This is a genomic window from Devosia sp. 919, from assembly GCF_013185965.1.
Taxonomy (GTDB): domain Bacteria; phylum Pseudomonadota; class Alphaproteobacteria; order Rhizobiales; family Devosiaceae; genus Devosia.
Genome location: NZ_JABAOL010000001.1, coordinates 1,259,179 through 1,271,528, shown reverse-complemented (window position 1 = coordinate 1,271,528; position 12,350 = coordinate 1,259,179). Strand labels below are relative to the sequence as shown.

Annotated in this window: 9 protein-coding genes; all 9 read left to right on the top strand. The window is 61.6% G+C overall.

Features of this window, described 5'->3' with window-relative positions; all coding sequences use genetic code 11:
* Positions 1-40: 40 nt before the first annotated feature.
* The 9 genes from HRQ64_RS06080 (at position 41) to HRQ64_RS06040 (ending at position 12,256) form a co-directional block, all read left to right on the top strand.
* Positions 41-553, top strand: a complete 513-nt coding sequence (locus tag HRQ64_RS06080; protein ID WP_172122598.1) for a DciA family protein — start codon at positions 41-43, stop codon at positions 551-553.
* Between the two features lie 88 nt (positions 554-641).
* Positions 642-1,487, top strand: a complete 846-nt coding sequence (locus HRQ64_RS06075) for a DsbA family protein (protein ID WP_172122597.1) — start codon at positions 642-644, stop codon at positions 1,485-1,487.
* Between the two features lie 108 nt (positions 1,488-1,595).
* Positions 1,596-5,051: an AAA family ATPase gene (locus HRQ64_RS06070; protein ID WP_172122596.1), complete on the top strand. Its 3,456-nt coding sequence runs from the start codon at positions 1,596-1,598 to the stop codon at positions 5,049-5,051.
* 73 nt (positions 5,052-5,124) lie between these two features.
* Complete coding sequence (locus tag HRQ64_RS06065) at positions 5,125-6,102, top strand: hypothetical protein (RefSeq protein ID WP_172122595.1); 978 nt, start codon at positions 5,125-5,127, stop codon at positions 6,100-6,102.
* Positions 6,103-6,276: 174 nt separating this feature from the next.
* Positions 6,277-6,969 (top strand): hypothetical protein, encoded by a 693-nt coding sequence (locus HRQ64_RS06060; RefSeq protein ID WP_349236677.1) that lies wholly within the window; start codon positions 6,277-6,279, stop codon positions 6,967-6,969.
* A gap of 26 nt (positions 6,970-6,995) precedes the next feature.
* Positions 6,996-8,942, top strand: coding sequence for an ATP-binding protein (locus HRQ64_RS06055; protein WP_172122594.1), 1,947 nt, complete (start codon positions 6,996-6,998; stop codon positions 8,940-8,942).
* 8 nt (positions 8,943-8,950) lie between these two features.
* The gene (locus HRQ64_RS06050; protein ID WP_172122593.1) at positions 8,951-10,876 is read left to right on the top strand and encodes a hypothetical protein; all 1,926 of its coding nucleotides are present in this window, start codon (positions 8,951-8,953) and stop codon (positions 10,874-10,876) included.
* A 182-nt stretch (positions 10,877-11,058) separates the two neighbouring features.
* Positions 11,059-11,523 (top strand): hypothetical protein, encoded by a 465-nt coding sequence (locus tag HRQ64_RS06045; protein ID WP_172122592.1) that lies wholly within the window; start codon positions 11,059-11,061, stop codon positions 11,521-11,523.
* Positions 11,504-12,256, top strand: coding sequence for a hypothetical protein (locus tag HRQ64_RS06040; RefSeq protein ID WP_172122591.1), 753 nt, complete (start codon positions 11,504-11,506; stop codon positions 12,254-12,256). The genes HRQ64_RS06045 and HRQ64_RS06040 overlap by 20 nt, the downstream gene beginning before the upstream one ends.
* Positions 12,257-12,350: the final 94 nt, after the last annotated feature.

The following is a 12,350-nucleotide window of genomic DNA, read 5'->3' as shown; positions in this document are numbered from 1 at the left end:
TGGCCTTGCCGCTGCCTTGTCGGGAAGCTAGTTTGCCGGCATGGTCAAGCCCCCTACCGAACCCAAGCGTCGCAACCGCGCCGTCAGCGTTGCCGATGCGATTGCGGGGGCGCTCGATCCCGTGCTCAAGAAACGCGGCTTTGCCAGCCGCGATATTCTCGAGCATTGGCACGCCATGGCGCCCGCCCCCTACAACACCGTGGCGATCCCCGACAAGCTCAGCTGGCCGCGCGGCGAGCGCAGTGCCGATGGCGCCACGCTGTACCTGCGCTGCCAGCCCGGCCATGCGCTGCTGGTGGCCCATGAAGCCCCCGCCATTGCTGCGGCGGTTAATCGTTATTTCGGCTATGTGCTGGTGGGTCAGGTCAGGCTGTCAGCCGAGCCCTTCAGCTCCGGTTCAGCTGGAAAGGCGCCTCCTCCCCCTCCAGCGGACCCGGTTGTCGAGGCGCGCATTGGCGCCGCGGTGGCGGGGGTTGAAGATGAAGGCGTGCGTGAAGCATTGCGGATGCTGGGCCTGCAGCTGGCCGCGCAAGCGGAGCCGAAACGCAAATAGTGTGTTCACCCCCAGTTGATAGCTATGCCCACTTGCCGACACGTCCCGCCCGTATAGTGTCGCCCAAACAAAAACAGGAGCGTTCGCCGTGAAGTTAAACCGCCGTGACACCATTGTTCTCGCCGCCGCTGCCACCGCGCTCAGCGTATGTGGCATTTCGAGCGCCGGCGCGGCGGAAGGCGAAATGGTCGATACCGCCAAGCTGCTCGCTCCGGCCGGCGGCATCGCTGATAAGGTGCTGGGCAATCCCGACGCGCCGGTCACCGTGATCGAATATGCCTCACCCACCTGCCCGCACTGCGCTACCTTCCACAACACGGTTTATGGCCCGTTCAAGGAAGCCTATATCGACACGGGCAAGGTGCGCTTCATCCTGCGTCCATTCGTGCGCAACGTGCTCGACGCCGCCATTTTCATGCTCGCCGAAGCCTCGGGCGATGAGAATTACCACAATGTCATCGGCACCTATTTCCGTACCCAGCAGGACTGGGGCACTTCGGAAACCCCGCGCGACGCGATCCTCGAAATCGCCACCCAGCTCGGCTTTACCCAGGAAAGCTTTGATGCTGCCTTGACGAATCAAGCCCTGTTCACCGGGATGGAAGCCATTCGTGAGCAGGCGCTCAACGAGTTTGGACTCGAAGGCACACCAACCTTTTATGTTAACGGCAAGACGCTCACCGGCGACAAAACGCTTGAACAGCTGGCCGCTGAAGTCGACGCGCTGGTGCCCGCCGGTTTCACGCCAAGCAATGGCGCAGCTCCTGCCCAGCCCGCTGCAGCACCTGCGGCTCAGCCCGCTCCTGCTGCTACGCCGGCTGCACCGGCCGCAACCCCCGTTGCTCCTCCAGCGGCATCACCTGCGTCACCGGCCGCTACACCTGCGGCTCCAGCTGCCACGCCCGTGGCGCCTGCCGCGCCCGCCGCGCCCTGATTGCTTGCCCACGGCTTCCCCTTCCCTAAGGGGGATCGGGAAGCCTGGGCGCAGTCTCCTGCCAAGCTTCCTCAATGACCGCGGCCGGCGCGTCCTGGTGTGCCTGCCATGAAGTTCTCCCAACTTCGCCTGCATGGCTTTAAAAGCTTTGCCGAGGAAACGGTGCTTGCCATGGAGCCGGGGCTCACCGGCATTGTCGGCCCCAATGGCTGCGGCAAATCCAATCTCGTGGAAGCCATGCGCTGGGCCATGGGCGAAAGCTCCTATCGGGCCATGCGCGCTTCGGGCATGGATGATGTGATCTTTTCGGGCTCGGGGAGCCGGCCCGGCCGCAATTCGGCGGAAGTGACGCTGGTGCTCGACAACTCCGATCGCACCGCCCCTGCCGCCCTCAACACCGCCGACGAGCTCCAGGTCAGCCGCCGAATCGAGCGCGAGGCCGGCTCGGTTTATCGCGTTAATGGCCGCGAAGTGCGCGCGCGCGACGTGCAGCTGCTGTTTGCCGATGCCTCCACGGGCGCGCATTCCCCCGCCATGGTGCGCCAGGGCCAGATTGGCGAGCTGATCTCGGCCAAGCCCACCGCCCGGCGCGCCCTGCTCGAGGAAGCCGCCGGCATTTCGGGGCTCCATTCGCGCCGTCACGAGGCCGAGCTGCGCCTGCGCGCCGCCGAGCAGAACCTTGAGCGGGTCGATGACATCACCGCCCAGGTGGAAACTCAGCTCGACGTGCTCAAGCGCCAGTCGCGTCTTGCCATCCGCTATCGCGGCCTTTCCGGCGATATCCGCCGCGCCGAAGCCACGCTGTTCCATCTGCGCTGGGTCGCAGCGGTGTTTGCCGAAAAGGAATCGGAAGCCAACCAGGCGGTGCTGATCCGCCGCTTGGGTGACGCGACCAGCAAGGAACGGCAGGCCCAGGAATTGCTCGACGAGGCGGAAGCCACGCTCGAGCCCCTGCGTGAGCGCGAATCGGTCGCCGCAGCCGTGCTGCAGCGCTACACCATCCTGGCCGAGCAACTGGCCGAACAGGAACAGCGCAGCCACGAACGACGCTCCGAACTGGAACGGCGTCTGGAACAACTCGCCGCCGACCGCACCCGCGAAGAACAACAACTGCGCGACAGCGAAACAGCGCTGGAAGCGAGCCAGGCTGAAACCGAGCGCCTGGAAAGCGAAGCCGAAGCCGCTGCTGAGGCCCTGGCCGAAGCCCAAGATGCTGCCGAGGCTGTTCGCGCCGAGGTCATCGAAGCGGAAGCACAAGCGCGTGTGGCCGAGCAGGCCCTGGCCGAAGAACAAGCCCGCCGCGCCTCCGCCCAGCGCTATCTCGAAGACGCTGCTCGCCGGGTCGCCAAGCTGAAGGCACAAGCCGCCGATCTGGCCCGCGACGCCGCCGCACTCCATGCGCGTGGAGAGGCCGACCAGACCCTGCTTGAGCAACGCAATGCCCTGCGGGCCGCACAGCAGGCCCTCGGGCACGCTGAACGGACGACCCTTGCCGCCGAACAGGCGACCCTTGCCGCCCAGGCGCGCATCGACGTTGCCCGACCACGCCTCCAATCCATCGAAGCGGCGCTGATTGCGCTCGATGCGGAAGCCTCGACCCTCCTCAAAATGCTCGACCTCACCGATCGCATGTGGCGCGCCGTGGTCGACGACCTGCAGGTGGAGCCCGGCTTTGAGACCGCCCTTGGCGCGGCGCTCGGCGATGATCTGGAAGCCTCCACCGATCCCGATGCGCCCCTCCATTGGGGCGAGGCGCTCGATGGCTCCGATGATCCCGCCCTCCCTCAGGGCGCCGAGCCTCTCTCGCGCTATGTCGCCGGCAGCCCGGCGCTCAAGCGTCGGCTCGACCAGATCGGCGTGGTCCATGCCGCCGATGGCGCCGATCTGCAACAAGCGCTGCGCCCCGGCCAACGCCTCGTCACCCTTGATGGGGCGCTGTGGCGCTGGGACGGCTTTGTGGCCGCCGCTGATGCCCCAAGCCCCGCCGCCCAGCGGCTGGCGCAACGCAATCGGCTCGCCGAGCTCGATGCCGACATCACCCGCGCCAAGGGCGAGCGCAACAGCTGGAAGCGCGAGGTGGAAACCCTCACTTCAGCGCTCGATCTGGCGCGCACCAATGAGCGCGATGGCCGCGAGGGCTGGCGCCGGGCCCAGCGCGCCGTGACGCAGGCGCAGGACGGCGTCAACGCCGCCGAACGCGCGCTGGCCGATCTTGCGTCGCAACGCAGTGCGTTTGAAGCGGCGCGCAATCAGCTCGCCACGGCCATCACCGAGGCCGAGCGAAGTCGCGAGGACGCGGCCGATGCCCTGGCCGAGCTCAACGAAGACACCGAAACAGCGACGCTGGCGCAAAGCCGGCAGCGGCGCCTGCGCGAGTTGCGCGAGGGTGCCGAAACCGCGCGCAACCGCCTTGTCAGCCTCGAAGCCGATGCCCGCCTGCGCGACAGCCGGCTCGCCCAGTTGCAGGGGGAAGCCGCCAACTGGACCCGCCGGCGCGATGCGGCGCTGGCCCAACTGCAAACCCTTGAGGGGCGCCGCGCCGAAGCGCAGGCGCAGCTCAGCGGCAGCGACGAAACCCCCGATGGCTTTGCCGAAAAGCGCAGCAAGCTTGAACGCCAGATCGAGGACGCCCGCCGCGATCACGAGGCGGCGCGCCACGCCGTCGAGCTCGGCCAAACCCGCTGGCGCGAAGCCGATGCGGCCCACAAAAGCGCGGCCGCCGCCCTGGCCGAGGTGCGCATCGAGCTCACCCGCGTCGAAGAACGTCTCAATGGCCACATGGCGAGCCTGCGCGCCGTCGAGCGGCAGGTGCAGGAAACCCTCGGCATCCCCGCCAGCCGCACCCTTGAAGCTTCGGGCATCAAGCCGCACCAGGCGCTGCCCGCCGAAGCCGATACCGAAAGCAAGCTCGAGCGGCTGCGCGCCGAGCGCGACCGCCTAGGCGGGGTCAATCTTTCGGCGGAAGCCGAAGCGGCGGAAACCCAGGCTCGGCTCGACGCCATGGTCAAGGATCGCAATGACCTGATCGAGGCCATCGCCAAGCTGCGCACCGGCATTGGCGTGCTCAACCGCGAAGGTCGCGCCCGGCTCACCGAAGCCTTTGAGCGCGTCAACGGCTATTTCCGCGAGTTATTCACCACCCTGTTTGGCGGTGGCACCGCCGAGTTGCAGTTCGTGGAAAGCGACGACCCGCTCCAGGCGGGCCTTGAGATCATCGCCTGCCCGCCCGGCAAGAAGCCCGCAACCATGACGCTCCTGTCCGGCGGCGAGCAGGCGCTGACCGCGCTGTCCCTGATCTTTGCGGTGTTCCTGTCCAACCCGGCGCCCATCTGCGTGCTCGACGAAGTGGATGCCCCGCTCGACGACGCCAATGTGGAGCGCTTCTGCAACCTGCTCGATTCCATGCGCGAGCGCACCGAAACGCGGTTCTTGTGCATCACGCACAACCCCATCACCATGAGCCGCATGGATCGCCTGTTCGGCGTCACCATGGCCGAACGCGGCGTGAGCCAACTCGTCTCGGTGGACCTGCGCACCGCCGAAAGCTTCCTCGAAGCCGTTTAGCGTGTGTAAAGCCCGAATTACTGCAACTAATCACAAGCCGGTCCTAGATTGGGTCCGCGGAGTAAGGGATGCTGTGGGGCGGGCAGCTTACGGCGATGTCGCGGTGGAGGCGGCACGCGACGTCTGGCTTGCTGATGGTGTCGTGGTTCGCCTGCCGGCGATCAAGGTGAAGGATGCCACGGGCAAGGCAAGCAACTTCGATCTCTGGCTGCAGCGGGGACTGCTCGCCGCCGCGTTCCGCCCGGACGCTTCCTTCCTCCGCGTACACATCAATCTCCTTGCCGAGCTCCCCCCAGGGACACTGGAGCAGACTATCCAGCAAGTAGGGTTTGAAACTCCACGGACCAGGCGCCTGAGCATCCCCTATCTTGAGGGCGTGGAGGATGTTGAGGACGGTTCGGATGGAGGTGCTAAATGGCGCAGCCGCTACTTCGCACTGACGCAGCTCGGCGACTGGTGTTCGAAGGAATGTCGGGCAAAACGTGGCCACCTCTTCCGAAAAGCCGGCCACGAAGACCGTATCCGCATCCTTGCAATTCTTGAGGGGATGGCCGATGCAGGCGCCCGCGAATTGACGAGGGAGCGCTACCTTTCTCGAATCGAACGCCTCTGGGCTGCTCTCGGGGAGGATGCTGGCCTTTATCTTCGTTCCAGCGGCACTGGAGTCGACCTCTCCCTATACGCCGGTCTGTTTGAGCAGCGGGTCGACTACGACCTCGAGCTGGCCGAGGATGAGGAGTTCCGCCAACGCTTCGTCGACGGTGTCGAGATCATTGACGTGCCTCGATTCCGGGTCGATGCGGCGGCGTGGAATTCCTTCGTTGAGAGTTTCGCCCGGCAGCTGCACTTGGAAAATTTAAAGAAAAAGAGCGTCTCGCTGATCTACCAACGTATCGACTCGGCGTTCGATGGGCTGGTTGACTACCCGTTCGAAGATCCGCGCAAACTGGTGAAGGCAATTCGACGGCATTGGAATACTCGCATAGATTACGACTACGGTGAAAAGACCACGGTAGGCGAGTACATCGAGAGCTATCATGAACTTAAGTAGGGCGTTAGAAACTCTCGTAGTCACCAGCGGCGTCTAAAAGGGGACCGAATGACTTCAGGTTCTTGGCCCTTACCAGAGACTTCTGCGTCAGCGCGCAAGTGCTTGCGAAGAAAAACAGGAAATTGTTCCGAAGTCAGGTTACCTTTGTTCGGTTGATATCAAGGGGAAGAACCGGTGAACGATCTGGCTGCCGACGCAGACGAGGACGATTCCCCTAAAGGATCCTCGGCGCCTTCAGTCCCTGGTACGCGGCACCGCGATGCATTGCGCCTTCTTTTCATCCTTGGTGGCGGCAGCCATGAGACCGCCACAACTATCGACCCTGAAGTCACGCACGTCTTTCAGAGCGAGAAACGGCTGATGGCGATCGACTTCCTGGTGCGATATCCCGACTACCTCGCCGATGCCCTTCTGGATCAGTACGAACTGTCGGGAGATGCCGACCTCATCGACGCTGCTGACAGGATCTTCGTTGATGACGAACCTTCAATAAGGACTGTCAGCATGGTTCGATGGCATTTCGGTGCCTACCAGAAAATAGAAACCGCGTTGGCTACGCTCCACGCATATGGCTTCGTTCGTCCGATGAAGCTTGTGAAGGACGGCGAGAACCGGCGTTACGACTACTATCTGTACCCCAAGGCATTCGACTTCCTTCACACCGCGGTGGATCAGGTTCCTGCGCTGTCGTGGTATCGGGATCGCGTCAGTCTGGCCATGCGCGTGGCTGCCGCCAAGAGCGGATCGGAGCTCAAGGGGTGGCAGTACGAGCATGAGGAATACAGCAACACCCCACGCGGCGGCGTTATCCCCAGCATCGCCGTTAAGGTGAAAACCCGTTTGGACCAGCTGAAGGCGGCCCGATAATGAGCGCATCTGCAAGACTGGCTCCGATGACCACGGAAGCCGAGTGGCTGGACAGCATAGCTATCGCAGCGTCCTGCGAACGGCAGGTCGTTGAAGACGTCTTGAGGCAGAACGGCATAAAGGCGCAGCCTGGCGTTCCACGTGCGCGCCAGGTGTCGTTCACCTCCATATCTTTTGAAGGCATGAAGGAAAAGACCTCTCTGGACGGCCCTTTTTCGTTCGAATGGTCTGATCTCGGACCGGGTTTATGGGCGGTCATGTCCGATCTCAACCTCCGCGGCAAATCGTCGGTGATGAATATCCTTCATGCGGCGTTGCGGGGCGATTTCCCCGGTGACATCAAGCCTGACGTCTGGCGGTGGCTGTCTCAGGTGACTGTCGGAATCGTCGTGGACAACGTCCAGTATAGAGTGGGGGTGGAAAAGCTCAGCGGGGGCGAAGATCCGGAGGGGGCGAAGGCAACGCTATCCCGGCTTAACCGGGACGAATGGGTGCCTTTGTATGAAGGGGGTCTCACGGGCTTGAAAGGTCACGTCGAGACCCTGTTCATGGAGGAACTCGGCTTCTCCAAGCTGCAGGCGGTCAATGATTCCGGAACACGTTACGAACACAGCTGGCCAGCGGTCGCAGCCTGCCTGTCGATCGGCGGGAACGCCGAAAGCAAGGCGCTTTTCGGCGAGATAATATTTGATGCTCTCCCCCAGCGACTCCTCCAGCTATTTATCGGCATGCCATGGATTTCCACGCTCACAGCAATCTCGGCAGCCAAGAAGCTGATGGCATCTTCCAGCTCGCCCCGTGGGGCCGCCGATCCGTTGGCACCGCTGAAAGCCAGGATCAAGGCAGCAGATCAGGAATTGGCGGAAGCAAGGAAAGAGTCTCCGGCCGCTGCCGGGCGTACCGACGCGCGCACGCGCATGGCCACGTTGGACGCAGACCTGGTTGTGAAGCAGGGAACCCTCTCGGCGGATAGAACGAAACTGCAAGAGCTGGAGGAGCGCCACGAACGCACCCGGACCGAAAAGTTGGCCCAAGCCAGGCTGGTTCAGGAACTTCTGGACGAGAAGGATGCAGGCTATGTGTTCCGTAACCTGCGGCCCGAGCGCTGCCCTGCGTGTGAAGCTGATTTCCACGATCATCATGCTCATGATGAAGATGGAAGCTGTCCGCTATGCAAGACGACGATCGTGCTCGAGGACGACGCAGCCGACGACCGCCTGACCGAAGCGGAAAACAATCTGAAGGATATAACCACGGCTTTGCAAATCGTCACCGCCGAATGGAAGGCTGCTCGACGGTCGATGAAGGAGGCCGAAAAGGCTCGGGACGCAGTCGTCGCGGAGCTTTCCGCGGTGCAGGTCGAGTTTCGTGACAAGCGGGATGACGTCGAGCTGCGGATCGCGCAATTGGAAGGCGCGATTCGTGAACTGAAGGCGCTCGTCGGCGAAGAGGCGCAGTCGCCGGATGGCGGCAGTGGCCCGGAAAAGTCGATCTTCGACGCTGCTGAAAAGAAGACAAAGGCCATCATCGAGGATTTTCAGGCGGAAGTGCTGGCGGATGTTTCAAAGGCAGTGATGCGTCTTGCGACGCGATTCGGCGTCGGAAACCTCACCGAAGCCAAGCTCAACGGAGCTGGCCATCTGAAACTGATCCAAGGGGGCGCGGAAACCTCTTTTTCGAAGCTGACCAAAGGCGAGCGCCTACGGGTGAAAATTGCGGCGGCACTTGCTGCCGTGGAAGTCGCCCGCGAACGCGGTCTCGGTCGTCACCCAGGCCTTCTTCTCCTGGACTCACCGGGCGCCGAAGAGGTCGTGGACGCCGATTTCCTGGAGATGTTGAAGAGCGTATCCAACGTAGCGACCGAAATGGGCGGTGTTCAGGTCATTATCGGGACAGTGCACCGACCGGACCTGGATGACGTTGTCCCTCGCACACATCGGCGGCATGCTGTCGGCAACGAATGCCTTTTCTAGGCGACATCATGTCCGATGCAGACCTTCTGTTCGCCGCCGTGAGGGCAGCGAACGACTTCGCTTCGATAGGTCTCGACCAGGAGCGACTTCTTTCCGTGGTGCGTCAGGCGAGCGACGGGCCCGAAGCGAGCGCACTCTTCCTGTGGCTATGTGTGCAGGGTAGTCACGCACCGGCGGCAACGGCTGCGGTGGAATTCGTATCCACTACGCGCGATCCAGCGACCGTCGCCGACATCGTCGATCATTTGATACCGACGGCTCTGGGCGAAGATCTTCGCCGCGCCTTATGGACGGTTTTCATAGCTCGCGCCGAGGACAAGCGTTCCGGCTATGGACTTCGTGGTCAGGCGCTCCATGGCGCATTGCTTCTGGCGCAGGACAACAAAGGCCTGCTGTTTCGCCTGAAAGGGTCTTTGGCCGATCTGAGTTTGCAGGACGACCCGCATTTTCTTCGTCATGCCGCCAGAATTCTCGGTGTGGTGCTCGCGCATTCACCGGAAAGCGATTTTCGGGAAAAGCTGGTTAGCCTCGTGGACGTAGACGAGGCCTCCGATGAGGCAGCCATGGAGCTAGGTCTGGACGCGTTGCGCCGTGGCCTGGATTCGACGACATCCGAATCGGCAGGTCTCGCCTTCGAGGAAGGGGCCGTCTGGTTTCGAAAGGCCACCGCCGCCAGCGAAGATCGCGCGGATGCCAGGCTTTACTTCAAGTGCACGGAGATCCTGCTCTCGGTGCACCGGAACGGCTTCGACGGGAACTTAAGTGTCGGAATTCCCGAGTTGGTGGAAGCCGCGTTTCGATATTCCGCGTTACTCGGCGAAGAGGAAAATTCGAAACCGTCCTGGCTCGGGTCGCAAACGAGCGAACGTCTCCACTGGACCTTGCTTGCTTCGAAGCTCGGCACATTGGATGCCACCCTCAACAAGAAGGTCTGGATGAATGTGGCGCGGGTAGTCGAAGACGAACTCCTGGCACTTTACCGATCCAGTCGCTCCATTCTGATGACAGGCAAGGACGGCGGCCTGGATCTCATCGTCAGGCCCGAAATCTCTGCGGCTCTATACACGCACCGGCGCCACCTGGACGGTTTGGACCAATGGATCGAGGAAAATGAGGGAATGCCCGATCTGCCGGACGCGGTAGCCATGAGGGCGGCGGTGGACCGGGCCAAGGAGGCCAGCCTTCTGCATCGCCCTTTTGACGCGGGGAGTGTCGGCCGTGAGCTCACCGCGATCCTAGACGCCGGCCAGGTACCGATGGAGGCTCGTTCAGGAATAGCAGAACGCCTCGAGGCTGCCGTACGCGACCTTTCGGCCGACGAGAATCCCATCGTGGGAAAGGTTGTGGAAGACATACTTTCCGACATGGTTCGCAACCCGCATTATTCCGGGTTCGCCAACGCCAGATCACTCTTTACCGCGGTGCTCATCATCTCGGTATATTTCCTGCTACACCGACATGAAACCGGCCTTTCCAGTGATCCCGACGCGGAATATCTCTTCGTCAGAAGCCCGAAAACGCTGCCCTTGGAGAACGCCATTCAGCGGGATTACTTTCGGTTCCTGAGAAGCTCCAGCATCCGTGACCATGTGAGCATGGAAGTGCGCGATACGGGGGCCGGCCGCGCCGACGTATATTTTTCGGCCCGCGGCTTAAGCACCGTCACGGAAGTAAAGCGCAGTCTGGTAAACCGTGACCTTCCAGGTCTTCTGAACGAATATGGTCTCCAAACTGCTGCCTACCAGACGACTACCGTCTCGTTCGCATTCCTGCTCGTCCTCGATCTCTTCGATCGGTCCAGAGGCCTTCAACCTCACCTCGAAAAGCAGATTTCGTTGGGGTCGAAAACGCCGTCAGGACAGGACACGGCCTACGATGTCGTTGTCATGCGCGTGCAAGGTCAGCGCAAGGTCCCATCCGAGATGGGGAAGTAGGATAGGATGTGCGTGTCTTCTGAAATGACCGGCGAACAGATTCACTGGAATGCTTCCAATCCGGTTATGCAATCTGCCCGTGGGCTGCCTTGATAAACGACAAAGCGCCGGTGCTAACGCGTCTCCCTCGACTCGAGTATCGACGGCTATCAATGCTGTTCGCTAGCTGAAGGAGGATGGCATTGGCCCAGATCGCAAACATCGTTCTTGAGTTGTTATCTCCTTTGTTCCTGTCTCCCATGGGAGAGATGGCTCAGGCAGCGGTATCAAGGGTCAATTCTGAAGCTGACGATGACGGTTCCATTCGTGAGCTGACGCCACGGGAGCAGCTAGAAGTCGTGAATACGGTCATTGCCGGGTCTTTGAAGAGAGAGCTTCTGTTAATCGCTGAAAACCGGGAAATGATTGGTTCTCTTCGCGAAAGATATGATGGCGGCCTGCTATTTCGACAAAGGCGAGGTATCGACGATGACTTCCAGATCGACGGCATCAAGGTGTTGTGGGAGTTGCCTGAGGGGCAATTCCGGGAAGAGGATTTGATTTCAGATCAGCGTCAACAAGCCGTCCTTCAACTTTTGAAAGCGTGGGGCGCCGGCGTTGATGAGGCGCGCCGTCAACTGGAAACCGGTGACGATGATAGTCGCTAATATCCTCGACGAGATCAAATCCGCTGCAGATGCCCTGGGCGTCGTAACTCAAGGTCATGGGATCGGAGACGGTAAATCCTACGAAGCGTGGGTTCTGTTGCGGATGGTTATGGAGCTTAAGCATCATGGATATGACATCGAAGTGCGAGATGCAGCCGACGATGTGGTCACGGAGCTTCGCCTTAGGGGTGCGCCGGGACATATGAAACCTTCAGTCGTAAATCCACCCGCAAACTGGCCGACACATGTCTTCATAGGAAGCATTCTCTACGACTATGAAATCCATCTGGGGCTTGAAGTCTCTGGCGCTAGCGGGGCTTCGCATGAGCTTGATATCAGTGTCCTACCTCATGGGGACGCTGCTCGGTGCCGCGATGACGGCGGTGGCGTATATTCCGGCCATGTCACGCACGCCATTGAGCTGAAAGCGTACGATAGTGACAAGAGTCTGCCCATGGGTTTTCCTCGGGCCTTGCTCGGGACCGCCATGGACCTCGACCCCACCTGGGGGATCTCGAGAATAATATTCGAGACCCACGGGGGGCACAGCCAGCGATATTCGCTGCGGCGAACCACTTATGCGCTTCTTACAACCGCCAAGCTCACGGACAACGCGAAAGCCCTCCTGGCCCACCATGGCATGATAGCAGGCGAACAGGTCGAGCCGGCCGGGTCGCAGAAAGAGATCGGTTACATGGTCGCTGACATTCGCGAGCTGCTCTATGAGCCATAATGCCGGCCTGCGGTCGGGAAACTGGCCGCGACTCGCTAATTGCTTCCGTGCGTAGCACTCATCGGTCTTTATGCTTCCGGACGTTGCGGCATAT